The organism is Amycolatopsis sp. NPDC051372, from assembly GCF_040682095.1.
Lineage (GTDB): Bacteria > Actinomycetota > Actinomycetes > Mycobacteriales > Pseudonocardiaceae > Amycolatopsis.
This window is the reverse complement of the sequence record NZ_JBFBAF010000004.1, coordinates 146,135-169,897: the sequence shown is the minus strand read 5'-3', so window position 1 is coordinate 169,897 and position 23,763 is coordinate 146,135. Positions and strand designations below refer to the sequence as shown.

The window sequence follows — 23,763 nt, the reverse complement described above, 5'->3', positions numbered from 1 at the left end:
TCATCCCCCAGGATGGCTGTGTAAAACCGGAATCAAGACAGGATCGAGCCGCCGAAATCGTCGTCATCGTCGGACGTCTCGGCCCGGCGACGACGCGGTGGTGGCGGAGGCGGCGCCTGCTGCCGCGGCGGTGCGGCCGGCGGCGGGGGAGGCGGGTCGGAATCCTCGGGTCCGAACCGGTGCACCGGTGCCGGCGGCGGAGGTGGCTCTTCCGGCGGCGGCGCGGGGAACGTGCTCTTCGCGTCTTCCACGAGCTTGTCGCCGGTGGCGTCGCTGCCCAGCGTTTCGCTCGCGACCTGTTGCAGCAGCTCGGGAATCCGCGCCTGCGCCTTCTGCACGAGCCGCATCACCTGTGCCGACACCTCGGCCATCCGCTTGCCGCCGGCGGACTCAGAGATCACCAGGTTCTTCAGCAGTCCCTTGGCATCCACGGTCACCGTGACCGAGCCGTCCTTCGCCCGCTCGGTCACGGTCTGGCCCTGCATGCGGTCGGCCATCGCCTGGTAGCGCGCAGCCGTCTCCTGCAGCTGCCGGGTCCACCCGTCCACCATCCGCTGACTGGCGTCGACGCCGTCCGACATCGGGCCCCCGTTCCTCTCGAGCCGACTTCCCCACAGTGATATCCCCACAGTGACGGATCCGGTCCGCCCCAGGTTCCGGTGCCGTCCGAATTGATCCGATCGGCCCAGTTTGCCATCCGGGTCAACCGGTCTCTCCGGCACCTGAATCGACTGTACGTGCTCGCACCGACACAAAACGTGGCAAGCGGCCCGCCCGCGACGTTTTGTCGCGAACGGGCCGCTCGCACCACTCAATCCTTGACAAGCGCGCCGATCGAGGGTTTCCTGTGGCGCTGCAAGGGCGTCAGAGATTGCCCCGGCGCTCCTGCTCCCGCTCGATCGCCTCGAACAGCGCCTTGAAGTTCCCCTTCCCGAAGCCCAGCGAACCGTGCCGCTCGATGAGCTCGTAGAACACCGTGGGCCGGTCGCCGATCGGCTTCGTGAAGATCTGCAGCAGGTACCCGTCCTCGTCGCGGTCGACCAGAACCTTGTGCTCCTGCAACGTTTCGATCGACACGCGCACCTCGCCGATCCGCGCGCGCAGCTCCGGGTCCTCGTAGTACGAGTCAGGGGTGTCGAGGAATTCGACGCCCGCGGCCCGCATCGCGGTGATCGTCGCGATGATGTCGTTGGTGGCCAACGCGATGTGCTGGCAGCCGGCGCCCTCGTAGAACTCGAGGTACTCATCGATCTGCGACTTCTTCTTCGCCACAGCGGGTTCGTTGAGCGGGAACTTCACGCGGTGGTTGCCGTTGGACACGACCTTGCTCATCAGCGCCGAGTAGTCGGTGGCGATGTCGTCGCCGACGAACTCCGCCATGTTCACGAAGCCCATCACGCGGTGGTACCAATCGACCCAGTAGTCCATCTTGCCGAGCTCGACGTTGCCCACACAGTGATCCACTGCCTGGAACAGCCGCTTCGGCGCACCTTCAGGCCGCGTCACCGTGCTCTCGCGCGCCTCGAAGCCGGGCAGGTACACGCCGTCGTAGCGCGACCGGTCGATCAGCGAGTGGCGGGTTTCGCCGTACGTCGCGATCGCGGCCATCCGCACGGTGCCGTGCTCGTCGGAGACGTCGTGCGGCTCCTCGAGGATCGTCGCGCCCTGCGCGCGAGCGTGCTCCACGCATTTGTCCACGTCGGTCGTCTCCAGCGCGAGGTCGCTCACGCCGTCGCCGTGGCGGCGGTGGTGGTCGAGCAGCGGTGAGTCCGGCCGCACGCCGCCGGTGATCACGAACCGCGCCGAGCCGGACTTGAGTACGAACGCCTTGCGGTCGAAGCGGCCCGTCTCCGGCCCGGAGTACGCGACGAGCTGCATGCCGAACGCGACCTGGTAGAACCACGCGGTCTGCGTCGCGTTGCCGGCGACGAAAACCACCGCGTCGAGAGCCTTGACCGGGAACGGGTCGTTGGTGGCGTCGTGCTCGACGAGCCCCACGAGCTGACGGAGCTGGTCGAAGCTGACGTCGTCGAGTGCGCCCTGCGGATCCATGGTGTGGGTCATGCCCTGAAGCATGGGTCCGCCACGGCAAGATGAGCAACGGTCACCGAATTTGCTGGACAATCTGCTCAGCGGCAAGCCGTAAGCTGCGGTCAACATGGACAACCTGCGCAGGGAGGAAACCGTGCTCGACGAGCTCGACGCCCGGCTGTTGCTGCTGCTCACCGACTCGCCGCGCCTCGGCGTACTGGAGTGCGCGCGCCGCCTCGGCGTCGCGCGCGGCACCGTGCAAGCGCGCCTGGACCGGCTCACCGAACGCGGCATCCTCGGCGGTTTTCCGCCCGAGCTCGACCTCGCCGCGATGGGCTACGGGCTCACCGCGTTCGCCGTGCTCGAGATCGCGCAGGGCCGCCGTGGCAGCGTCGCCGAGGCGCTTGCCGCCATCGAGGAGGTGTGCGAGGTGCACGCCACCACCGGGCAGGGCGACCTGTTCGTCCGCTTGGTCGCGCGTGACAACGACGACCTGCAGCGCGTGATCGACGAGGTGGTCGGCGTGGACGGGGTGCTGCGCACGTCGACGTCGATCGCGCTGTCCACGCCGGTGCCGCCGCGTGTGCGTCCGCTGCTGGAACGCACCGCGCGCGGTTAGAACGCCTCGAGAGCGTGAGCCAGGTACCGCTTCGCCGAACGCTGCACGACCTCGTGCCCGTCGCTGCGCACGATCCGGTCCCACCACGCGCCGTAGATCGCGTCGAACGCGTAGGGCTCCAGCAGCTCGGCCGCGCGGCGCACCACGCTCGGGCGCTCGGGGATCAGGTTCGGGTAGCTGTACATGAAAGCGACGTGGGTGCGGTCGGGGATGACCTGCACGATGTCGCCCGACAGCAGCGCCCCGCGGCCCTCTTCTCCGGCCGGCCAGTGCAGCACCGTGCCGCCGGTGAAGTGCACGCCGAGGTTGATCAGTCGCAGGTCGTCGGCCACGTCGAGCGTGGTGCCCGACCAGAGCCGGATCGACGGATCGGGCCGCCCGATCCACTCCTGGTCGGCTTCGTGCAGGTAGATCGGCGCGTCGAACGCCTGGGCCCACTCGACCATCGTCGAGTAGTAGTGCGGGTGGCTGATCGCGATGCCGGTGATGCCGCCGAGGTCGTTGACCTGCCGCACCAGCTCGTCGTCGAGGTAGGCGGCGCAGTCCCAGAGGAAGTTGCCGGATTCGGCCCGTACGAGCAGTGCCCGCTGGCCGATCGCGAAACCGGGTTCGGAACCGATGCCGATCACGCCCGGCCCCTGCTCCTCGACGCGTGGGCGATACTCGCCACTCGATCGCAGCGTCGCGAGGTCGGTCCACGCCTGGCCGGTGAGCGGGACGTACTGGCGTTCGTCCTCGCAGATCGGGCAGTCGTCACGGGGCTCGGAGTACTGCATCGCGCAAGTGCGGCACATCGGTTCGGTGCTCATCGTGGCCTCCCAGTGGTGTTCAGGAGCCACGCTAGTCGCGTACCCGGCTCACGCGAGCCGGGTACGCGAAGACCGCGGTGGGTCAGGCCTCGCTGTAGGGCACTGCCTTGACCAGCGTGACCTGCTGCGTACGGCCGTTGGGCAGCTCGTACTCGCGCGACTCGCCTTCCTTGGCGCCGAGCAGGGCCTTGCCCAGCGGCGACTCCGGGGAGTACACGTCGAGCGCGCCCTCGGCGCCCTCTTCGCGGGTGGCGAGGAGGAACTTCTCCTCATCGTCGTCGCCCGCGTATTTCACAGTGAGGACCTTGCCCGGACCGGCGGTGCCGTCGTCCGCGGGGGCCTCGCCGACCTTCGCCGAACGCAGGAGTTCCTGCAAGTGGCGGATGCGCGCCTCGGCCTGGCCCTGCTCTTCGCGCGCCGCGTGGTAGCCGCCGTTTTCCTTGAGGTCTCCCTCTTCGCGGCTGTCGTTGATGCGCGCAGCGATGACCGGACGATTCTCGATCATTTCGTCGAGCTCGTGCTTGAGCCTGTCGTAGGCATCCTGGGTCAGCCAGGTCACCTTGTCGCTCACGGTCACCATCTCCTCGTCGGGCCTGCCAGGCTTGGGTGTTCAAGCCGGCCTCCGCACGGGCTCACTGCGCCCGCACGGCTGGGATAAAGGAAAAACACGGCCCGCCTCGGGCCGTGCTGGTGTGTCAGCTTATCACGGCACGCTGCAGCGACGCCGGTCCATTCCACGTCGCGCGGACACTCGCCGCGCATTTCACCCCGTTGGCCGCTATGGGGTTGACATGTAACGTGGTATGGAGTACGAGCAGCCGTACACGTCGGCCGTCACCGGTTCCCCGATGCTCTTCACGACTGTGCTCACTCGGCTGTGGCCGGCCCCGGCGGGAACCAGCACCTCTCTCCGGCCGCTCTCGGAGCCGGACCTGTCCTGCACCCGCACAACGCACACCCCGGCCTTGTCGGGGTCGTCACGCGTGACGTTGATGGTGATCTCCATCGCGTTGCCCGGGCGGGGTTCGAACGCCACGCGCTCGGCGTCGATCGACGTCTGGCCGAGGTTGACGTAGGCGATCCACGCCACGCCGAAGCTCGCGACCACGGCGACCGCACCGAAAACCCGGCGCTTCCAGCGCTTCGACCCGGTCTTGGCGGGCGAGCCGTACCGGTCCGCGGGCGGCGCCGGGCGGGCGTCTCCCTCGGCGGTTGCGGTCTCTCCGGTCTGCAAGTCCGGGCCTCCGGTCGTTCTTGTCGTACCCGTGGGGACAATGGGTGGAGCCCGACTGGGGGCACCACCTGTCGTCGAGTATCCGCGAGCCGTTCCGGTGGCGTGGAGCCGGGGCAGGGTACGACGGAATAACGGACCACGAAAGGGTCGTTCGGAACATGGTGCGAGCTGACGAGCTGACGACGAGCGACCGTATCTCGAACCTGCGTCTCATGGCGGTGCACGCGCACCCCGACGACGAGTCGAGCAAGGGTGCCGCCACGATGGCCAAGTACGTGGCCGAGGGCCACGAGGTCATGGTCGTGACGTGCACGGGCGGTGAGGCGGGCAGCATCCTCAACCCCGCCATGGACCGCCCCGAGGTGCTGGCCAACATGACCGAGATCCGCCGCGACGAGATGGCGCGGGCCGCGAAGATCCTGGGGGTGCAGCACCGCTGGCTCGGCTTCGTCGACTCGGGGCTGCCCGAGGGTGACCCGCTGCCGCCGGTGCCCGAGGGTTCGTTCGCCGTGGTGCCGCTGGAGGAGTCCACCGAGGCGCTGGTGAGCGTGGTGCGGGAGTTCCGCCCTCACGTGCTGATCACCTACGACGAGAACGGCGGGTACCCCCACCCGGACCACATCCGCACCCACGAGGTGTCGATGGCGGCCTTCGACGCGGCGGGCGACCCGAACCGCTTCCCGGACGCCGGTGACCCGTGGCAGCCGCTCAAGCTCTACTACGTGCACGGCTTCTCCAAGGCCCGGATGACCGCCTTCGACACCGCGCTCAAGGCGGCCGGTCTGCCCTCGCCGTACGAGGAGTGGCTCAAGTCCTGGGACCCCGACCGGGCCGACATCATGGAGCGGGTGACCACCCGGATCGAGTGCGGTGAATACTTCGAGGTGCGCGACGAGGCGCTGAAGGCGCACGCCACGCAGATCGACCCGACCAGCCGCTGGTTCGCGGTCCCGCTCGAGATCCAGCGCGAGACGTGGCCGACCGAGGAGTACGAGCTGAACCGCTCCCTGGTGGACAGCACGCTGCCGGAGGATGATCTGTTCGCCGGCATCAAGGAGAAGGTGAGTCCATGAGTTTCGGTGTGCCGGCCGTCGCGGTCGCCCCGCTGACGGCGTCGGCCCTGTTCCTGGCCCAGCAGCCCGACAGCGGCGACAACGGCGGTCAGGGTGAGGACTTCGGCAAGTCGTCGCCCGTCGGCTTCCTCGTGCTGATCCTGTTCCTGATCGCGGTCGCGTTCCTCATCCGGTCGATGAGTAAGCACCTGAAGAAGGTGCCGGCGAGCTTCGACAAGGAAGAGCCGTCCTCGGATGCTTCGGGCGAAACGCCGGAGTCGGACGGCGCGGGCGAACGGGCCGAGGTGAAGGCCGCCGAGCCGGCCGACCCGGCGCGGGCCAAGTCCGACTGACCTCGCCCGCCGGGCGGGTTCGCCGACGCGCCTGACTCGCCTCGGCGAGCGCCATGTCACCCTGGAGGCATGGCGAACCGACTGGCGGACGCGACCAGCCCGTACCTCCTGCAGCACGCGGGCAACCCTGTCGACTGGCGTGAGTGGGGGCCCGAAGCGCTGGCGGAGGCGCGGCAGCGCAATGTGCCGATCCTGCTGTCGGTCGGCTACGCGGCGTGCCACTGGTGTCACGTGATGGCCCACGAGTCCTTCGAAGACGAGGGCACCGCGGCGCTGATGAACGCGCACTTCGTGAACATCAAGGTCGACCGCGAGGAGCGGCCGGACATCGACGCGGTGTACATGTCCGCCACCCAGGCCATGACCGGCCAGGGCGGCTGGCCGATGACCTGTTTCCTCACGCCCGAGGGCGAGCCGTTCCACTGCGGCACCTACTACCCGCCGACGCCGCGGCCGGGCATCCCGTCGTTCGGGCAGCTGCTCGTGGCCGTCTCGGAGGCGTGGGCCGAGCGTCCCGAAGACCTGCGCGAGGGCGCGCAGCGGCTGATCGGGCACCTCACCGAGCAGAGCGGGCCGTTGCAGGCTTCGGCGGTGGACGCCGGCGTGCTGGCCGGCGCCGTCGAGAAGCTCGCGGCCGAGGTAGACCCCGTTCACGGCGGGTTCGGCGGCGCGCCGAAGTTCCCGCCGTCGATGGTGCTGGAGTTCCTGCTGCGCCACCACGAGCGCACAGGCTCGGCCGAAGCGTTGGTGCTCGCTTCGTCGACCGCGGAGGCCATGGCTCGCGGCGGCATCCACGACCAGCTCGCCGGCGGCTTCGCGCGGTACTCCGTGGACGCCGAGTGGATCGTGCCGCACTTCGAGAAGATGTTGTACGACAACGCTTTGCTGCTCCGCGTTTACGCCCATTTGGCGCGGCGGGGGTCTTCATTCGCTCTGGGTGTCGCCGAGGGGATCGTCCGGTTCCTGGAGGCGGATCTGCTGACCGCGGGGGGCGGCTTCGCGGCGTCACTGGACGCGGACACCGACGGCGTCGAGGGACTCACCTACGTCTGGACGCCCGCCGAGCTGCGCGAAGTGCTCGGGGACGAGGACGGCGTGTGGGCGGCTTCGGTGTTTTCGGTGACGGAGTCCGGGACGTTCGAAAAGGGCTCTTCGACGCTGCAGCTGCCGGGTGCGCCGGAGTCTGCCGACCGGTTCGAGCACGTCCGCCAGACGCTGCTGGCCGCGCGGGCTTCGCGGCCGCAGCCGGCGCGCGACGACAAAGTGGTGGCCGCGTGGAACGGCCTCGCCATCACCGCGCTCGCCGAGGGGGGTGTCGCGTTGGAGCGTCCACAGTGGATCGAGCTGGCGCGTGGGGCGGCGTCGCTGCTGCTTTCCACTCACCTCGTGGACGGCCGATTGCGGCGCAGCTCGCGAGACGGCGTGGTCGGCGTGCCGGCGGGCGTCCTCGAGGACTACGCGTGCCTGGCCGACGGGCTGCTCGCGCTGCACCAGGCCACGGGGGAGCCGCGGTGGCTGGAGGAGGCCTCGCGGCTGCTGGACCTGGCGTTGACGCACTTCGCTTCGGACGCCGTGGGCGCGTATCACGACACCGCGGACGACGCGGAAACGTTGGTACAGCGGCCATCCGACCCCACGGACAACGCGAGCCCTTCGGGGGCTTCAGCGTTGGCGGGCGCGTTGCTGACGGCCTCGGCGTTGGCCGGGTTCGAGCAGGCCGCGCGGTATCGTGACGCGGCCGATGCGGCGTTGCAGCGCGCCGGCCTGCTCGTGGATCGGGCGCCGCGCTTCGCCGGGCACTGGCTTTCGGTGGCTGAAGCGGCGCAGTCGGGGCCGGTGCAGGTGGCCGTCGTGGGGGAGGCGCGAGCGGAGTTGGTCGCGGCGGCCGCGCGGCAGATCCACGGCGGCGGCGTGGTGCTGGGCGGCGCTCCGGATGCGCCCGGCGTGCCGCTGCTGGCGGACCGTCCGCTGGTGGACGGCGCTGCGGCGGCGTACGTCTGCCGCGGTTATGTCTGCGATCGCCCGGTGACCTCGGCGGAGGACCTGCTGGCGCAGCTCTGAGTTCCGCCCCTGGTGAACAGTGCCCTGTCTGACGTGTATTCGGCGTAGCTTGAGTAGCGAGGTAATCATGTAATCGCCGAGGCGAACATGTACACGCACGCACTTCAAGGTGGTGGGACACATGGGACGAGGTTGGAAGGGCCGCGGCGGCTGGCAGCAGGCCGAGGTGCCGTCGGCCGAAGACGCGGCCGCCTGGTTCGGCGGGCGCCTCCCGGACGGCTGGTTCACGGGCGACCCGGAGGTCACGGTCGACCGCGAGGAGATCATCATCGTGGGCGAGCTGCCCGCGCTGACCGGCGAGTTTGCCGACGACGCGGCCCGCGCGGCCGCCGAGGACGGCCGCATCAGCCGGTTCCGCGAGGACACGCGCGACGAGCGCATCGAGATCGCCCGGCAGGCCGAGCACCGCTACCAGCGCAAGGTCGCGTGGGGCGCCAAGCTGGGCGGCACGCAGGTGCTGTTCACGACGCTGTCCGCGCCCGTGATGACGCGCCTGCGTCAGCCCGAACGGCTGGTCCTCGACACGCTCGTCGCGGCCGGGGTCGCCCGCTCACGCTCCGAGGCGCTGGCCTGGGCCGTCCGGCTCGTGGGCGAACACGCCGACACGTGGCTCGCCGAGCTGCGCGACGCGATGACCAAGGTCGACGACCTGCGCTCGAAGGGCCCGGACCTGAGCTGACGGCCGGATATCGGCGGGGACTCTCGTGCTTCGGCGCGAGAGTCCCTTTCGTGTGTGTGGGGGCTTCGTGTGTGTGGGCGGCCGACGAATGCGCCCGGCCCGCGCGGGCCGTGGTCGGTGTGGGGTTGGCCTACGGAGCGAAGGTCCCCTTCGCGCGTGAGCCGAGCACCATCCGTCGCCGACGCTCGTTTGTGTCCGCAGCGACGCCGCGGCGCACAGCTTCTCGCCGCGGTGCAAAAGTCCCTCGTGCACAGGGGTCGCGCGCGTTTGTCGGCTGGGGTCGGTCGCCCGAACGTCCCCGTCCGGCCCGGGAACGCCACTGTCCCGGCAGAGTCCGCAGATCTGTCCGGGCCGGCCACCCGCCCGAGTCCCGCCGCCCCAGTACCCGCCGTGGTTGAGCGGCGGTGACTGACGAACTCATCGCCACGCGCTTTCCCCACCGGGACAGCCACCAAACGATCGAGTCGTCTTCGTCACCTCGACCTGCGACGACGCGGCGGCGCGGGCAGGCTTACCAGTGAGTAGCCGCCAGCCGCATCGGAGGAATCGTGGACATCCCTGCCGTTCCCGCGAAGGTGGACCCGGACGCGCTCACCGCCGTTCTCGACGGCCGCTGGGCCGAGCTGCGCCGCGGCGTACGCGTGCAGATGTCGGGCGAGGAGTTCCGCGACCCCGTGGACCTCGATGTGGAGGCGCACCGCGCACAGGTGCTCGACCAGCTGCGCGAACTCGCCGCCACGGACCGGCCGGCGCTCGGGTTCGACCGTGCGTACGGCGGGCAGAGCGACATCGGCGGTTCGGTGGTGTCGTTCGAGATGCTCGGCCTCGGCGACCTGTCGCTGATGGTGAAGGCCGGCGTGCAGTGGGGGCTGTTCGGCGGCGCCGTGCAACTCCTTGGCACGCAGCGCCACCACGAGAAGTACCTGCGGCGCATCATGGACCTCGATCTGCTCGGCTGCTTCGCCATGACCGAGCACGGCCACGGCTCCGACGTGCAGCACCTGCACACCACAGCGACGTACGACCCGGCGTCGCAGGAGTTCGTGGTCCACAGCCCGGATCCCGGCGCCACCAAGGAATACATCGGCAACGCGGCGCGCGACGGCCACGCCGCAGTGGTATTCGCGCAGCTCGTGACAGGCGGCGACTCCCGCGGCGTGCACGCGTTTTTCGTGCCCATCCGCGACGACTCCGGCGCGCCGATGCCCGGCGTCACGATCGAGGACTGCGGCCGCAAGGCGGGCCTCAACGGCGTCGACAACGGCCGCCTGGCGTTCGACCACGTCCGCGTCCCGCGCGAAGCGTTGCTGAACCGCTTCGGCGACGTCGCCGAGGACGGCACCTACTCCAGCCCCATCGAAAGCGACGGCCGCCGCTTCTTCACGATGCTCGGCACGCTCATCCGCGGCCGCGTGAGCGTCGGCGGCAGCGCAGGCAGCGCCACGAAACGCGCGCTGACGCTCGCCATCCGCTACGGCGAGCAGCGCCGGCAGTTCAAGAGCCCCGACGGCGAGGAGGTCGTGATCCTCGACTACCTCGGCCACCAGCGCAAGCTCCTGCCGGCACTCGCGAAGACGTACGCGCTGCACTTCGCGCAGGAAGAGCTCGTCGCGAAGCTGAACGACATCGCGCCCGACGCGCCCGAAGAGGAACAACGCGAACTGGAATCCCGCGCGGCCGGCCTGAAAGCCGCCAACACCTGGCACGCAACCGCCACGATCCAGGCCGCCCGCGAAGCCTGCGGCGGCGCCGGATACCTGTCGGAAAACCTGCTGGCCGGCCTCAAAGCCGACACCGACGTCTTCACCACCTTCGAAGGCGACAACACGGTGCTGCTCCAGCTCGTGGCCAAAGGCCTTCTCACGCAATACAAAGAGCACTTCGCGGACCTCAGTCCACTAGCGACCGCGCGCTTCGTCGCCGAACAACTCATGGACGTGGTCCTGGAACGCACCTCCGCCCGCAAGTTCGTGGAACGCCTGACGGAATTCGACGACGCCAAGGTGCTCTTCGACCGCGAATGGCAGCTGCGCCTCTTCGAGGACCGTGAGGAACATGTGCTGGACGGCGTCGCGAACCGCCTGCGCAAAGCCGGCGACGACCCGTTCGGGGTGTTCAACGCCGCGCAGGACCACGTGCTGCGCGCCGGCCGGGTGCACGTGGATCACCTTGTGCTGTCGGCGTTTGCGCGCGCGGTGGACGCTTGCTCCGATCCGGAGGCCGCCGCTTTGCTCTCGCGGGTGTGCGATCTGTACGCCCTGTCGGCGATCGAGGAGGACCGGGCTTGGTTCCTCGAGCACGGCCGCCTCACGACTTCGCGGTCGAAGGCGGTGAGCGCCGCGGTGAACGGTTTGTGCGCTGAGCTGCGTCCCCACGCGGGCACCCTCGTGGACGCTTTCGCGATACCTTCGCAATTCTTGGCCGCACCTATGCTGCGGGACTGACGCTCGGTAGTCCTTGTCTCGACGAGCGGCCGATCGGAAGCCACCTGATCGGCCGCTCGCTCACGCCGGGGTACCGTCGCTATTCTTGCGGCCTGGCACCATGGTGCGCCGGGGGGTTTCGCAGTCCGCAACCACCGGAGGTCCTGGCCTTGACCGCCACACGGGGGACCACTTTGTTAGCCGCCGCCACTGCCGGTTGGGCTACAACCTTTCGCTACGCCCTGCTGGTGCTGATCACCCGAGGAACTGTCGGGGCGGCGGTGTTGTTGTTGGTGCGGTAATCGGCGGTGACCAGCCGGCTGCCGAGCCGCGCCCGACGCAGGAACCCTGGTGGACACGTTCGCGGTCCCGTCCCCATTCCTGCCCGCATCTACGCCGCGGGACTGAGCCGGTATTGCCCGGGCGCGACGCTGAAGTGGCGTTTGAACGCGTGGGAAAACGCGTACGGAGAGCCATAGCCGACTTGGTGCGCGATGGCGGGCAGCGGACGGTCGCCGTCGCGTAGGAGCCGAGCGGCGGTGGCCATGCGCCACCACGCGAGGTAGGCCATCGGTGCGCGCCCGGTGAGGGTGGTGAAGCGGCGGGCGAGCGTCGCGCGGGAGAGGCCGACCTCGTCGGCGAGGTCTTCGAGCCGCCACGCGCGGGCGGGATCGGTGTGCAGGAGGTCCAGCGCGGCGGCGATTTCGGGGTCCGCCAAGGCTTTCGGCCAGCCCGCACCAGGGTTTTCGGCGAACCACGCGCGCAGCAGGTACACCAGCAGGAGGTCGAGCAACCCGGCGACGGCGGCGTCGCGGCCCGGGTGGGTGCCGTTCACCTCGCCGCCGAGCAGCGTGATGGCCGCTCCCAGTTCGCGGTGCGCGCCGACGCGCGCGGGCAGATGCACGAGGTCGGGGAGACCCTCGACGAGGAAGTGCGCGCGTGAGCGGTCGAAGCGGTACTTGCCGCACAACAGGTCGGTGGGGCCGGAGGGATCGTCGACGGCCGTTTCGAACGGGACGGCGCGGCGGTCGTCGGGCGTGGCCGACAGCACGTGGGTGGCGCCGTGGGGCAGGAGGACGGCGTCACCGGGGCTGAGCTGGACCGGCTCGCCGCCGCCGAGCAGCCAGCCCGTGCCGCGGAGCACGACGTGAAAGCCCGCGCCGGCGTAGGGCGCGAACCGGTAGCACCAGTCGCCGCCGACGCGCAGCCGGTTCGACGACGGCTCACCCGTGCGCATCACGGCGATCGCGTCGCTGAGGACGTCCATGCGGCACAGTGTACTCCGGTGAGACTTTCGAGCATCAAACAGCGCATCTGACGCATTGGAATGCTCACAGGTGAGGATTACCGTCGAACGCATGAAACTCGGTGAAGTCGAAGTGACCAAGGTCGTCGAATGGGCGGGTGACATCGCGCCCATCCGGTCCGTGCTGCCGGACACCCCGGCCGAGCTCTGGCGCGACAACCAGAGCTGGCTCGCGCCGCGCCACTGGCACCCGGAGGCCGACGCGTACCACGCCGCCGTGCAGACGTGGGTGCTGCGCAGCGAGGGCAAGGTGGTGCTCGTGGACACCGGCGTCGGCAACGACCGCGCGCGGCCGCAGATCCCGCTGTTCGACCACCTGGCCACGGACTTCCTGGCCGGGCTGGCCGCTGTGGGTGTCCGCCCCGAAGACGTGGACGTCGTGGTCAACACCCACGTGCACTACGACCACGTCGGCTGGAACACCCGCCCCGACGGCGACGGCTGGGTGCCGACCTTCCCGAACGCCACGTACCTCATTCCGCGCGCCGACGCGGAGTGGTTCGATCCGCGCAACGCCCACCGTCGCGCCGGCGTCGACCCGCTGCGGCTGCGCGGCAGCCACCTGGTCTACACCGACAGCATCACGCCGGTCCTGGACCGCGCCGTGCTGTGGGAGGACTCCCACCGCATCGACGGCAACCTCGTCCTCGAGCCGGCACCCGGCCACACGCCCGGCTCTTCCTTGCTGCGCCTGACTTCCGGCACAGACCGTGCGGTGTTCGTCGGGGATCTGCTGCACAGCCCCGTGCAAATCCTGGAACCCTCGTACAGCAGCTGCTTTTGCGAAGACCGCGCCCTGGCAGCTTCGACGCGCACCCGCGTGCTGGGCCGCGCCGCCGACCTGCACGAACTGGTCATCCCAGCGCACTTCGCGGAGGCTTCGGTCGCGGAAATCGAGCGCTCCGGTGACCGCTTCGCCATCCGCGCCTGGCGCGACGACGCCTGATCAGCCGCTCGCCGCAAACCGGCTACGCGTAGAGCGCCAACCAAATCGCCACATAATGCGACACCGCCGCCAACACCGTGCACGCATGGAAGTACTCGTGGTACCCGAAAGTCTCCGGCCAGTGGTTCGGCCACTTCACCGCGTAGAACACCGCGCCCATTGTGTAGAAGAGGCCGCCGACGCAGATCAGCACCAGGGCGGTGACGCCGGCGTGCTGGGCGAGCTCCGGCATGACGAAGACCGCCACCCAGCCCAGGGCGATGTAGATCGGCACCCCCAGCCAGCGAGGCGCGTTCGGCCACAGCATCTTCATCGCGACGCCCAAGATTGCGCCGCCCCAGACGATGGCCAGGATGATGTAGCCCGTGGGCTTCGACATGGCCAGCAGGGTGAACGGGGTGTACGTGCCGGCGATGAACAGGAAGATCATGGAGTGGTCGGCGCGCTTCATCCACTTGTACGCGCGCGGGCCCCACAGGCGGCGGTGGTACAGCGCGCTCACGCCGAAGACGCCGAGCACGGTCAGACCGTAGACGGACGTCGCGAGGGCGGCCAGGGGCGAGACGGTCGACGCGGCGAGGCTCACCAGAGCGGCGGCGCCCACGAGGGCACCGAAGAAGGACCAGAAGTGGATGTGGCCGCGCAGGCGCGGGCGGGTGTCCACAGGCGTCGGGCCGGACGGTGGGGGTTCGGTCGTCACGCTCACCCGGCCAAGGCTACGGGAGCGTAGGTTTTTCGCCACCCCCCGTGGCGCGTCACACGTGTGGCGCGGGGGTGCGTACGCTCAGCCGACGTGAGCCTCCGGTCCTTCCTGTCCGACGTCGTCTACAGCGTCTACGGCCGCCGCCTGATCCAGCAGGCGCGGGGCCGCCATCCGCGGCACATCGCGATCATGCTCGACGGAAATCGCAGGTGGGCGCGGGAAGCCGGGTTCGCCGACGTGGCCGACGGGCACCGTGCGGGTGCCAAGAAGATCGCTGATTTCCTCAGCTGGTGCCGCGAGGCCGACGTCGAGGTCGTCACCATGTGGCTGCTCTCGACCGACAACCTCAACCGCGACCCCGACGAGCTGGAGCCGCTGCTCAAGATCATCACCGACGTCACCGACGAGCTCGCGGGTCCCGCCGTGCCGTGGCGGCTGCGGATCATGGGGGCGCTGGACCTGTTGCCACTGGACGTCGCGAAGAAGCTCACCGCCGCCGCGGCCCGCACGGAGGACCGGACGGGCATGGAGGTGAACATCGCGGTCGGCTACGGCGGGCGGCAGGAGATCGCCGACGCCGTGCGCAAGCTGCTGCTGCAGCACGCCGACGAGGGCACGTCGATCCGCGAGCTGGCGAAAATCCTCGACGTGGACCACATCTCGGAACACCTCTACACGTCCGGCCAGCCGGATCCCGACCTTATTATCCGAACGTCAGGAGAGCAGCGGCTTTCCGGATTCCTGCTTTGGCAGTCGGCGCATTCGGAATTCTGGTTCACAGAGGCTTACTGGCCCGCGTTCCGGCGGGTGGACTTCCTTCGCGCGCTTCGCGATTACGCGTGGCGCCACCGCCGGTTCGGTACCTGAGCCACCCGAGCCGCACTGGACTGGACATGAACGCAGCAGAAAGGCCCCGGAGTCGAGACTCCGGGGCCTTTCCATAGCCGAGATCGGCTATCAGCCGTGGTGCTCCAGCGAGTGGAGGACCAGCGCCGGGGTGGTGGCGATGCCCGTGTAGGCACCGGCGACCAGCGAGGCCGCGCCGAAGCCCAGGGCCCCGCCACCCTCGATGAAGGTCGCGTAGGCGTCGCCGAACGTCGGGTCCGGGGTGTAGCTGTGGTCTGCCGGCGAGGCGAACGCCGTGCCGCCGATCATCAGCAGGCCTGCGGCGGCACCGGCGACGATTCCAGCCTTCTTCAGCACTTCGCACACTCCTAGGTAGAGATATCTGGGATCCGGGGCACCGAAGTTTCCGGTGGTGTGTCCCGCAGTGAGAAAATTACCCGCTCCGAGGCCGAAATGAATGCCGGGTACGCCCATTGTGTGAGGCCGAAATCGCGTGGTTCACCCGGTCCGGTCCTGTCTTCAGGACGCGAAATGCATTCTCGTCCACCCCGTGGTACAAGCCTTTGCGCTGATCTTTCGAACGCGTTCGGTGATCTTTTTTCCATGATCACGCGACCGCGTGATCACTCGATTGCCAACTTGGTGACGTAGCGTGACAGTGACGGGGCGTCGATGTCGGACGACCTACGGTGAGATGACGAATGAGCGAATCACCTGTGTGGCTGCCTGCACGAACCGCGATCCGTCGGTACCTTCCGGAAGTGAGGGCACGCGTTCCGTGCGGGTCCTCACGGGAGGCCCTGGTCGTGGCGTTGATCGAGGGGGCGGCACAGCCGCCCACACGATGCACGAGGGGGCCGGCACCCGGCCCTCGTGGCCGCGCGCGCTGACGTAGCCAACGTCAGGGAGTGCGGACCCAGCCAGGGAGGTGCCCGGCCCAGCGAGTGCGGGCGTGGGGTGCAACACGCCCTCGAGGGAGATGCCGTCGTGACTGCGCAGCGTTCACCCCGCAAGGCCTCTGGCCGTTCTTCGACCGGTGCCTCTGGCCCGGAGAAAGCCTCGATCTCGCCCGAATCCGGGCAGTCCACTTACGTGCTCGACACGTCTGTGCTGCTCTCCGACCCGTGGGCGGTGACGCGGTTCGCCGAACACGCGGTCGTGCTGCCCCTGGTCGTCATCAGTGAACTGGAGGCGAAGCGCCACCACCCCGAGCTCGGCTGGTTCGCCCGCGAGTCGCTCAGGTTGCTCGACGACTTGCGGCTCAAGCACGGCCGACTCGACGCGCCGATCCCGATCGGCGAAGAGGGCGGCACCCTGCAGGTGGAGCTCAACCACACCGATCCGTCGGTGCTGCCCGTGGGCTTCCGGACCGACTCCAACGACCACCGCATCCTCGCGTGCGCGCTCAACCTCGCGGTGGAACGGCCGTCGGTCACGCTGGTGACGAAGGACATCCCGCTGCGGGTCAAGGCGGGGGCCGTGGGTCTGGCCGCCGACGAGTACCGCGCGGGCGAGGTCACGCCGTCGGGCTGGACGGGCATGGCCGACGTGGACGCCCCTCAGGAACTGATCGACAGCCTCTTCTCGGGCGGCACCGTCGACCCGGTCGAGTACGGCGTGCCCGAGGTGGGTGAGCTCCCGTGCCACACCGGCCTGCGGCTGCTCGCGGGCAGCTCCAGCGCCCTGGGCCGCGTCACGGCGGACAAGCGTGTGCGGCTGGTGCGCGGCGACCGCGAGGCGTTCGGCCTGCACGGCCGCTCCGCCGAGCAGCGCGTGGCACTCGACCTGCTGCTCGACTCGGACGTCGGCATCGTCTCGCTCGGCGGACGCGCGGGCACCGGCAAGTCGGCGCTCGCGCTGTGCGCCGGCCTCGAGTCGGTGATGGAACGCCGCCAGCACCGCAAGGTCGTGGTGTTTCGCCCCGTTTACGCCGTCGGCGGCCAGGACCTCGGCTACCTGCCCGGGTCCGAGAGCGAGAAGATGCAGCCCTGGGCGCAGGCCGTGTTCGACACCCTCGGCGCGCTGGTCAGCCAGGACGTGCTCGACGAGGTCTTCGACCGCGGCATGCTCGAGGTGCTCCCGCTGACCCACATCCGCGGACGCTCGCTGCACGACTCCTTCGTGATCGTCGACGAGGCACAGTCACTGGAACGCAACGTGCTCCTCACGGTGCTCTCCCGCCTCGGCACCGCGTCACGCGTGGTCCTCACCCACGACGTCGCCCAGCGCGACAACCTCCGCGTCGGCCGCCACGACGGCGTCTCGGCGGTGATCGAGAAGCTGAAGGGGCATCCGTTGTTCGCGCACGTCACGCTGACGCGCTCGGAGCGGTCGCCGATTGCGGCGCTGGTCACGGAGATGCTGGAGGATCACGGCTGATCTGCTCGCGAGCCTGCCCGTCCCGATCTGGGGCGGGCAGGCTCCGGGCGGTGTCGGCCCATCGCTGGCGATTGCCCTGAGAACGGGCTTCCCGTGGCGCTGATTTCGGAAGTTGCGTGGCCGAGCACCCCGGCCGGGGTGGCGGTGACCCTCGGTCTCACCAGCCTGAAGGAAGCGGCCGCCCCTCCGCGAACCCCGCAGCCGACTGCACCCCGAGCAACGCGCGCTCGTGGAATTCCTCCATCGTGCGCGCGCCGGCGTAGGTGCAGGAGGAGCGGACGCCCGAGCAGATGGAGTCGAGCAGGTCCTCCACGCCGGGGCGGTTGGGGTCCAGGGCCATGCGCGACGTGGAGATGCCCTCTTCGAACAGCGCCTTGCGGGCGCGCTCGAAGACGTTGTCCGTGCGGGTGCGGGCGCCGACGGCGCGCTTGGACGCCATGCCGAAGGACTCCTTGTACGGGCGGCCCTGCTCGTCGTAGCGCAGGTCGCCCGGGGATTCGTGGGTGCCGGCGAACCAGGAGCCCACCATGGCGGCCGAGGCGCCCGCGGCGAGGGCCAGGGCGACGTCGCGCGGGTGGCGGACGCCGCCGTCGGCCCAGACGTGCTTGCCCAGCTCGCGCGCGGCGGCGGCGCACTCGGCGACGGCGGAGAACTGCGGCCGGCCGACGCCGGTCATCATGCGCGTGGTGCACATCGCGCCCGGGCCGACGCCGACCTTCACGACGTCCGCGCCCGCGTGGATGAGGTCGCGGGTGCCCTCGGCGGTGACGACGTTGCCCGCCACCACCGGCACGCTCGGCGAGATCGTGCGGACGGCCTTCAGCGCGGCGATCATCTTCTCCTGGTGCCCGTGGGCCGTGTCGACGACCAGCGTGTCGACGCCCGCGGCCAGCACGGCCTCGGCCTTCGCGGCCACGTCGCCGTTCACGCCGATCGCGGCGGCCACGCGCAGGTGGCCGCCGGCGTCGGTGGCGGGGGTGTAGACGCCCGCGCGCAGTGCGCCGACGCTGGTCAGCACGCCGGCGAGGCGGCCTTCGGCGTCGAGGCCGAGCGCGAGGCGCCCGCCGTGGGTGTGGAGCAGGTCGAAGACCTCGCGCGGCGGCGTGTCCAGCGGCACGGCGACGGTCGCGGGCTCCGCGATCTCGGCCAGGCGCGCGAAGCGGTCGACACCGGCGCACGCGGCTTCGTCGACAACGCCGACGGGGCGGCCTTCGCCGTCCACGATCACGACGGCGCCGTGGGCGCGCTTGTGGACCAGGTTGAGGGCGTCGGCCACGGCGTCACCGCCGGTGAGCACGAGCGGGGTGTCCCACACGGTGTGGCGGCTCTTCACCCACGTCACGATCTCGGCGACCGCCTCCGTGTCCACGTCCTGCGGCAGCACCACCAAGCCGCCGCGGCGGGCCACCGTCTCGGCCATCCGCCGTCCGGCGACGGCCGTCATGTTGGCCACCACCACGGGGATCGTCGCACCGGTGCCGTCCACAGTGGACAGGTCGACGTCGAAGCGGGACTCCACGTCCGAACGGTTCGGCAGCAGGAACACGTCGTCGTAGGTCAGGTCGTGAGCGGGCACGTGCCCGTCGAGAAAGCGCACGAGTCCCCAGACTACGTGCCTGACGCCGCAGACGCGAACCCGGCGTGACCCGTGGAACAATGCCGTTATGAACGGCCGTGACCGCGACGAATCGGGCCGAGCGCGCAACGCCCGCCCGCGCGACGGCCTCGGCCGGCCCCTGCCGTACGGCGCCGACGGCGTCGCCCGCCAGCCGGAAGGCGTGGTCCGTACCCCGGGCGAGACGCTCGCCGAAGCTCAGCTGCTCCTCGACGAGGGCCGTCCGTTCCACGCCCACGAGGTCTTCGAGGACGCGTGGAAGGCGACGGACAGCCCCGAACGCGAGCTCTGGCGCGGCCTGGCGCAGCTGGCCGTCGGCATGACCCACGCCCTGCGCGGCAACGGCACGGGCGCCGTCGCGTTGCTGGAGCGCGGTGCGGCGAACCTCGAGCCGTTCGCGGCCGCTCCGCCGCATGGGATCGACGTCCCCGGCTTGCAGGCGTGGGCTCGCGGGCTGGCCGGCGAGGCGAAGACGCGCGCGCGGGCCGAACCGGTGGCACCGCGGCTGATCGGCTGATCCCTGTCGGTGCCGGCCGGCACACCGCTGCCGTGCTGACCGCTGTGGGTGCCGCGATCATCGCCGCCGTCGACGGCGGGCGTGACGCTGGGGGCTTTCGTGGAGCCGGTGAAGCTGCGCGCGGCCGACGCGCGCGGTTGCTGCAGGACCGCGCCGACCGTTGCGCGGGGTTGTTCCGGCCTGCTCGGGATGAGGGCGACTACATCGGGGCCGAGGCCTCGGCGTGCTTGCGTACGTGGGGGACATCGGCCGGTGCCGCAGCGGAGCAGTGATCCTGCCGAGCGAGAATCGAACCGGGCTCACCTCGGCAGGAGGAGCGGTGTTCCGGGCTCGATGACGCGCAGCGCGTGCTGGGGCACGGTCACCTCCACCTCGCCGTCGAACCCGTCCAGCCCGTCGAGGTCCCGGTGCAACACGAGCGCGGTCAGGGGTGGTGTGGTGGCGAGCAGAACCCGGGCGAGCGGGAGCGTGCGGACGACCTCGACGACCTGGGTCCACACCCGCAGCGCGGGGGACGAGATCCGGTCCGGACCACCGATGAGGACTTCTTCCGGTCGATAGAACACCGTTCCCGGAGTCGCGGCGTCGCCGCGGACCGCCGGATCGATCGGCAGGTTGCCGACGCGCAGGCCTTCGGGGCCGCGGGCCGCGGGGCCGAGTTCCGCCCAGCCGAGCAGGCGGGCGGTGACCGTGTCGGTGGGGTGGCGGGTGAGCTCGTCGGTGGGGCCGGTCTGGCGGAGGGTGCCGGCGTCGAGGATGGCCAGGTCGTCGGCGAGGCGGAGTGCTTCGTCGCGGTCGTGGGTGACGTGGATGGCGGGCACGGCCAGGTCCCGCAGTGTCGCCCGGAGCACTTCGCGCAGCTCTTCGCGGACGGGTTGGTCGAGTGCCGAGAGGGGTTCGTCCAGGAGCAGGGCGGCCGGTCGGGCGGCGAGGGCGCGGGCCAGTGCGACTCGTTGCCGCTCGCCGCCGCTGAGCGAGCGTGGCGCTCGGTGGGAGAGGTGCGTGATGCCGAACCGGTCGAGCAGCTCGTCGACTTCCGGGCTGCGCCGGCGGCCACGCAAGGCGGGTGCGAAGCCGACGTTGCCGCGAACTGACAGGTGCGGGAACAGGGCCGCGTCTTGGAACACCACGCCGATCCGGCGCTGGTCGGCGGGCCGGCCGGTGATGTCCTGACCGTCAAGGAGCACGCGGCCGCGTCCGGGGGCGCGGAATCCGGCGATGGTGTCGAGCAGCATGCTCTTGCCCGCGCCGGAGGGGCCGAGCACGACCAGGACGCGGCCCGGGGACACGGTGAGGTCCACGGGGCCGAGCCGGAATGATCCCGCCTCGGTGCGCAGGTCGGACACGATGAGCACGAGTCACCGCCGCGCGCGGGTGTTCCCCGCGACGAGCCAGCCCGAGGCGAGAGTGCGCAGCACGAGGAACGTGGCCAGGGCGACGAGCAGGAGCAGTACCGCGGCCGACGCGGATTCGGCGAGGCCCGAGGAGAGGAACAGGTTGTAGATCGTCACGGGGGCGGTGGCCGGGTAGTAGGCGAGGATGACGACGGCGCCGAACTCGCTGATCGAGCGGGCGTACACGAGCACCGCGCCGGTCAGGACTCCACGCCAGGCCAGCGGGAGGCTGACTCGCCGGAACGTCTGCCCGGCCGAGGCGCCCAGACTCCGCGCGGCGCGTTCCACGTTCGGGTCCAGTGCTTCGAACGCAACGCGTGCGCTGTTCACGGCGAATGGCGCGCTGACGAACAGCATCGCCACGATGATCCCGGCCTGCGTGCCGTAGAAGGACAAGCCGGTGGCCTGCAGCGGGGCGCCGAGCCAGCCCGTGCGGCCGAACACGAACAGCAGGGAGATCCCGGCGACGGTGTGCGGGACGGCCAGTGGCAGGTCCACGATCGCCTGTACGAGTGCGTGCCCGGGGAATCGCCGCGTCGCGAGCAGGTAGGCCAGCGGGACACCGAGCACCGTGGCGATCACCGCGGTGATCGCGGCGTCCTGGACGCTCAGCAACAGGGCGTCGCGGATCTCGTCGTTGGCCGCGGCGGCTCGGAGGCCGCCGGGCGAGGTGGCGGTGACCAGGCCGAGCACAGGCAGCAGGATGAACCCGAGCAGCAGCCCGCCGGCGACCCACAGCAGTGCCGGGAACAGCCCGTGCACCCGCCGGGGCACCACGCGTTCGGCCTTGTCGCTCATTCAGCCCCCGGACAGCTTGGCCGGAACTGTCTGCGGCTGCACCGACGCGGGCAGCTGCGCGCCGTTCGCGGTTCCCGCGACCGCCGGGTTGACCACGGTGAACCCGTTGTCACTCATGATCTTCTGCCCTGCCGGGGAGAGCACGAACTCGACGAACCGCAGCCCCGCGGCGGAGTTCGGTGCGTTGGTCGGCACGGTCAGCGCGTACACGATCGGCTTGCCCGTCCGCGGCCCGGACGACGTCGGCACGCTGACGGTCGCGTACGTCGCGGCCAGCGCGGGGTCGGAAAGGTCGATCTGTGCGGGCAGGTCCAGGAATTTCAGGTGGTGCTGCAAGGCGTCGGAGCGGTAGATCCCGAGGTAGTCGATCTGCCCCGAGGACACCGCGGGCAGCAGCTGCGTCTCGGTGCCGACCATGGTCTCCGGCGGAGAGTTCGCCAGCACCCCGGCCGACAGGTTCGGCTGGTGGTAGTAGGCCTGCGCCAGCGCGAGCATCTGCAACGTCTGGTAGCCGGACGGGTCGGTGTCCGGATTGGACCGGCCGACTTTCACCCCCGGCTGCGCGAGCACCTGGTACCAGTTGTCCGCGGTCAGGCCGGCAGCGCCTTTGCTCTGGTCGGTGTAGGCGAAGGTGATGCGGTTCGAGGCGAACCCGACGTACCAGTTCGCGAACTGCGTGCCACCGTTCGTGCCGTACATCTTCGACGGGATCAGCGAGTAGTCCGCCACGCCCAGCACGTCGACCGGGTTGTGCAGCTCGGTGATGCCCCGCACCACCTCGACACTCCCGGCGAACCGCGACTGCACCGTCACGCCCGGGTTCTGCGCCTTGAACGCCGCGATCATCGCCGCGAACGGCTTGGCCAACGTGCCCGCCCCGTTCACGATCAACGTGCCGGTGACCGGAGGAGCGGGCCCACTCGCCGGCGCCGCCGGCGACGACCCACACGCGGTCACCACCGCCGCCACCGCACCGATTGCCAGCACTCTGAGCCCGAAGCCCCGTCGCACCGTGCTACCTCCTGCCTCGTCGCAGAGTAAGCAAGGCTAGCGACCGTGAGGTATGGACGACAGCACCGAACAGCTCACGCGCCACAATCAGGACACTCGCGACGGCCTCGCTCGGCGGCCATCCCACCAGGCGCCTGGTGGACTGCCTCTGCCGCAAGCTGTCGCGGTCGCGCGACGACAGGAAGGGCAGCAGTGAGCTGGTCGACGGAGGTGCTCGCGTTCCTCGCGGGCCTGATCATCTCGACGGTGACCACTCCCGCCGGCGTGTCCGGTGCGGTATTCCTCCTTCCCGTGCAGGTCAGCATCCTCGGCGTCCCCAACCCGGCCGTCACCCCGACGAACCTGCTGTTCAACGTCGTCGCCGGCCCCGGAGCCCTCGTCCGGCACCGCCGGAGCGTGCACCTTCGCGGCAGGCTGACGCGTCTGCTGCTCGCCGGCACCGTGCCCGGGGTTGTGATCGGAGCTGTCATCCGCGTGTTCGCGGTGCCTGGCCCGCAGGTGTTCCGCCTCCTGGCCGCGGCCTTCCTCCTGCCCCTCGGCCTGTGGATCTGCGTCCGCACGCTGCACCCTCGCCCGCAGCGCTCCGACACACCACCGTCGCCGCGCGCGACCGTCGCTCTGGCGCTCGTGGTCGGCATCGTGGGCGGGATCTACGGCATCGGCGGCGGCTCGCTGCTCAGCCCGATCCTGGTCAGCCGCGGAGTCCCCGTCACCACCGCCGCCCCGGCCGCACTGGCATCGACCTTCGTCACCTCGCTCGTCGGCGCCGCCTCGTTCGCCGTGCTCGCGATGACCTCGACCGGCGACATCGCACCCGACTGGCTCGTCGGCCTCGCCTGCGGGCTCGGCGGGTTGCTCGGCGGCTACCTCGGCACCCGCCTGCAGCCCCGGTTACCCGAAACCGGGCTCCGCCTCCTGCTCGGCATCCTCGCCATGAGCATCGGCGCGCTCTACCTCATCGAAGCCACGCTCGCCTGATCCGACGGG

23 protein-coding genes are annotated in these 23,763 nt (G+C 70.2%); 11 read left to right on the top strand and 12 right to left on the bottom strand.

Annotation, left to right across the window (positions count from 1 at the left end; translation table 11 throughout):
* Window positions 1-32 precede the first annotated feature (32 nt).
* The gene (locus tag AB0M56_RS08240; protein WP_364172265.1) at window positions 33-581 is read right to left on the bottom strand and encodes a YbaB/EbfC family nucleoid-associated protein; all 549 of its coding nucleotides are present in this window, start codon (window positions 579-581) and stop codon (window positions 33-35) included.
* A gap of 283 nt (window positions 582-864) precedes the next feature.
* The gene (hppD, locus tag AB0M56_RS08235; protein WP_364172263.1) at window positions 865-2,064 is read right to left on the bottom strand and encodes a 4-hydroxyphenylpyruvate dioxygenase; all 1,200 of its coding nucleotides are present in this window, start codon (window positions 2,062-2,064) and stop codon (window positions 865-867) included.
* Between the two features lie 94 nt (window positions 2,065-2,158).
* Between hppD and AB0M56_RS08230 the strand changes: the two genes are divergently transcribed.
* The gene (locus tag AB0M56_RS08230) at window positions 2,159-2,650 is read left to right on the top strand and encodes an Lrp/AsnC family transcriptional regulator (protein WP_364172261.1); all 492 of its coding nucleotides are present in this window, start codon (window positions 2,159-2,161) and stop codon (window positions 2,648-2,650) included.
* Here the strand turns inward: AB0M56_RS08230 and AB0M56_RS08225 are convergent.
* The 3 genes from AB0M56_RS08225 to AB0M56_RS08215 all read right to left on the bottom strand — a co-directional run bounded on the left by AB0M56_RS08225 (window position 2,647) and on the right by AB0M56_RS08215 (window position 4,693).
* Window positions 2,647-3,459, bottom strand: a complete 813-nt coding sequence (locus AB0M56_RS08225) for an MBL fold metallo-hydrolase (protein WP_364172259.1) — start codon at window positions 3,457-3,459, stop codon at window positions 2,647-2,649. The genes AB0M56_RS08230 and AB0M56_RS08225 overlap by 4 nt on opposite strands.
* 82 nt (window positions 3,460-3,541) lie before the next feature.
* Complete coding sequence (gene greA / locus AB0M56_RS08220) at window positions 3,542-4,039, bottom strand: transcription elongation factor GreA (RefSeq protein WP_354864320.1); 498 nt, start codon at window positions 4,037-4,039, stop codon at window positions 3,542-3,544.
* A gap of 198 nt (window positions 4,040-4,237) precedes the next feature.
* Window positions 4,238-4,693, bottom strand: coding sequence for a DUF4307 domain-containing protein (locus AB0M56_RS08215; RefSeq protein ID WP_364172257.1), 456 nt, complete (start codon window positions 4,691-4,693; stop codon window positions 4,238-4,240).
* Between the two features lie 158 nt (window positions 4,694-4,851).
* Between AB0M56_RS08215 and mca the strand changes: the two genes are divergently transcribed.
* The 5 genes from mca (at window position 4,852) to AB0M56_RS08190 (ending at window position 11,282) form a co-directional block, all read left to right on the top strand.
* Entirely contained in the window at window positions 4,852-5,766 is a 915-nt protein-coding gene (mca, locus tag AB0M56_RS08210; RefSeq protein WP_364172256.1) for a mycothiol conjugate amidase Mca, read from the top strand.
* Window positions 5,763-6,098: a hypothetical protein gene (locus AB0M56_RS08205; RefSeq protein WP_364172254.1), complete on the top strand. Its 336-nt coding sequence runs from the start codon at window positions 5,763-5,765 to the stop codon at window positions 6,096-6,098. Before mca ends, AB0M56_RS08205 begins: the two co-directional genes overlap by 4 nt.
* A gap of 69 nt (window positions 6,099-6,167) precedes the next feature.
* On the top strand, window positions 6,168-8,159 hold the full coding sequence (locus AB0M56_RS08200; protein WP_364172252.1) for a thioredoxin domain-containing protein: 1,992 nt from the start codon (window positions 6,168-6,170) through the stop codon (window positions 8,157-8,159).
* 121 nt (window positions 8,160-8,280) lie between these two features.
* Complete coding sequence (locus AB0M56_RS08195) at window positions 8,281-8,838, top strand: hypothetical protein (RefSeq protein ID WP_360592192.1); 558 nt, start codon at window positions 8,281-8,283, stop codon at window positions 8,836-8,838.
* 548 nt (window positions 8,839-9,386) lie between these two features.
* Window positions 9,387-11,282, top strand: coding sequence for an acyl-CoA dehydrogenase (locus AB0M56_RS08190; RefSeq protein WP_364172250.1), 1,896 nt, complete (start codon window positions 9,387-9,389; stop codon window positions 11,280-11,282).
* A gap of 370 nt (window positions 11,283-11,652) precedes the next feature.
* Here AB0M56_RS08190 and AB0M56_RS08185 read toward each other — a convergent pair whose 3' ends face one another.
* Window positions 11,653-12,528, bottom strand: a complete 876-nt coding sequence (locus tag AB0M56_RS08185) for an AraC family transcriptional regulator (protein WP_364172248.1) — start codon at window positions 12,526-12,528, stop codon at window positions 11,653-11,655.
* Between the two features lie 91 nt (window positions 12,529-12,619).
* On the opposite strand from AB0M56_RS08185, the gene AB0M56_RS08180 reads away from it, so the two are divergent.
* A complete protein-coding gene (locus AB0M56_RS08180) occupies window positions 12,620-13,513 on the top strand; it encodes an MBL fold metallo-hydrolase (protein ID WP_364172246.1) in 894 nt (297 codons plus the stop codon).
* Window positions 13,514-13,535: 22 nt separating this feature from the next.
* Here the strand turns inward: AB0M56_RS08180 and AB0M56_RS08175 are convergent, their stop codons facing one another.
* A complete protein-coding gene (locus AB0M56_RS08175; protein WP_364172244.1) occupies window positions 13,536-14,219 on the bottom strand; it encodes a hemolysin III family protein in 684 nt (227 codons plus the stop codon).
* A gap of 87 nt (window positions 14,220-14,306) precedes the next feature.
* Between AB0M56_RS08175 and AB0M56_RS08170 the strand changes: the two genes are divergently transcribed.
* Entirely contained in the window at window positions 14,307-15,083 is a 777-nt protein-coding gene (locus tag AB0M56_RS08170) for an isoprenyl transferase (RefSeq protein WP_220244116.1), read from the top strand.
* Between the two features lie 90 nt (window positions 15,084-15,173).
* On the opposite strand, the gene AB0M56_RS08165 is transcribed toward AB0M56_RS08170, so the two are convergent.
* Entirely contained in the window at window positions 15,174-15,419 is a 246-nt protein-coding gene (locus AB0M56_RS08165) for a hypothetical protein (RefSeq protein WP_364172242.1), read from the bottom strand.
* 735 nt (window positions 15,420-16,154) lie between these two features.
* On the opposite strand from AB0M56_RS08165, the gene AB0M56_RS08160 reads away from it, so the two are divergent.
* On the top strand, window positions 16,155-17,441 hold the full coding sequence (locus AB0M56_RS08160) for a PhoH family protein (protein WP_364172610.1): 1,287 nt from the start codon (window positions 16,155-16,157) through the stop codon (window positions 17,439-17,441).
* A 157-nt stretch (window positions 17,442-17,598) separates the two neighbouring features.
* On the opposite strand, the gene AB0M56_RS08155 is transcribed toward AB0M56_RS08160, so the two are convergent.
* Window positions 17,599-19,038 carry a GuaB1 family IMP dehydrogenase-related protein gene (locus tag AB0M56_RS08155; protein WP_364172240.1) on the bottom strand — a complete coding sequence of 480 codons (1,440 nt, stop codon included), beginning with the start codon at window positions 19,036-19,038 and terminating at the stop codon, window positions 17,599-17,601.
* A 67-nt stretch (window positions 19,039-19,105) separates the two neighbouring features.
* On the opposite strand from AB0M56_RS08155, the gene AB0M56_RS08150 reads away from it, so the two are divergent.
* Complete coding sequence (locus tag AB0M56_RS08150) at window positions 19,106-19,573, top strand: DUF309 domain-containing protein (protein WP_364172238.1); 468 nt, start codon at window positions 19,106-19,108, stop codon at window positions 19,571-19,573.
* Window positions 19,574-19,872: 299 nt separating this feature from the next.
* Here AB0M56_RS08150 and AB0M56_RS08145 read toward each other — a convergent pair whose 3' ends face one another.
* Genes AB0M56_RS08145 through AB0M56_RS08135 form a run of 3 tightly spaced genes read right to left on the bottom strand, consistent with a single transcriptional unit; the run spans window position 19,873 to window position 22,776 of the window.
* A complete protein-coding gene (locus tag AB0M56_RS08145; RefSeq protein WP_364172236.1) occupies window positions 19,873-20,928 on the bottom strand; it encodes an ABC transporter ATP-binding protein in 1,056 nt (351 codons plus the stop codon).
* 3 nt (window positions 20,929-20,931) lie between these two features.
* Window positions 20,932-21,765 (bottom strand): ABC transporter permease, encoded by an 834-nt coding sequence (locus tag AB0M56_RS08140; protein ID WP_364172234.1) that lies wholly within the window; start codon window positions 21,763-21,765, stop codon window positions 20,932-20,934.
* On the bottom strand, window positions 21,766-22,776 hold the full coding sequence (locus tag AB0M56_RS08135) for an extracellular solute-binding protein (RefSeq protein ID WP_364172232.1): 1,011 nt from the start codon (window positions 22,774-22,776) through the stop codon (window positions 21,766-21,768). It abuts the gene before it with no gap.
* A 192-nt stretch (window positions 22,777-22,968) separates the two neighbouring features.
* On the opposite strand from AB0M56_RS08135, the gene AB0M56_RS08130 reads away from it, so the two are divergent.
* A complete protein-coding gene (locus tag AB0M56_RS08130; RefSeq protein ID WP_364172231.1) occupies window positions 22,969-23,754 on the top strand; it encodes a sulfite exporter TauE/SafE family protein in 786 nt (261 codons plus the stop codon).
* Window positions 23,755-23,763 lie beyond the last annotated feature (9 nt).

Excerpts from the sequence above, each read along its gene's own strand:
- AB0M56_RS08240 (WP_364172265.1), bottom strand. The coding sequence starts at position 581 with ATGTCGGACGGCGTCGACGCCAGTCAGCGGATGGTGGACGGGTGGACC.
- hppD (WP_364172263.1), bottom strand. The coding sequence starts at position 2,064 with ATGACCCACACCATGGATCCGCAGGGCGCACTCGACGACGTCAGCTTC.
- AB0M56_RS08230 (WP_364172261.1), top strand. The coding sequence starts at position 2,159 with ATGGACAACCTGCGCAGGGAGGAAACCGTGCTCGACGAGCTCGACGCC.
- AB0M56_RS08225 (WP_364172259.1), bottom strand. The coding sequence starts at position 3,459 with ATGAGCACCGAACCGATGTGCCGCACTTGCGCGATGCAGTACTCCGAG.
- greA (WP_354864320.1), bottom strand. The coding sequence starts at position 4,039 with ATGGTGACCGTGAGCGACAAGGTGACCTGGCTGACCCAGGATGCCTAC.
- mca (WP_364172256.1), top strand. The coding sequence starts at position 4,852 with ATGGTGCGAGCTGACGAGCTGACGACGAGCGACCGTATCTCGAACCTG.
- AB0M56_RS08205 (WP_364172254.1), top strand. The coding sequence starts at position 5,763 with ATGAGTTTCGGTGTGCCGGCCGTCGCGGTCGCCCCGCTGACGGCGTCG.
- AB0M56_RS08200 (WP_364172252.1), top strand. The coding sequence starts at position 6,168 with ATGGCGAACCGACTGGCGGACGCGACCAGCCCGTACCTCCTGCAGCAC.
- AB0M56_RS08195 (WP_360592192.1), top strand. The coding sequence starts at position 8,281 with ATGGGACGAGGTTGGAAGGGCCGCGGCGGCTGGCAGCAGGCCGAGGTG.
- AB0M56_RS08185 (WP_364172248.1), bottom strand. The coding sequence starts at position 12,528 with ATGGACGTCCTCAGCGACGCGATCGCCGTGATGCGCACGGGTGAGCCG.
- AB0M56_RS08180 (WP_364172246.1), top strand. The coding sequence starts at position 12,620 with ATGAAACTCGGTGAAGTCGAAGTGACCAAGGTCGTCGAATGGGCGGGT.
- AB0M56_RS08150 (WP_364172238.1), top strand. The coding sequence starts at position 19,106 with ATGAACGGCCGTGACCGCGACGAATCGGGCCGAGCGCGCAACGCCCGC.
- AB0M56_RS08140 (WP_364172234.1), bottom strand. The coding sequence starts at position 21,765 with ATGAGCGACAAGGCCGAACGCGTGGTGCCCCGGCGGGTGCACGGGCTG.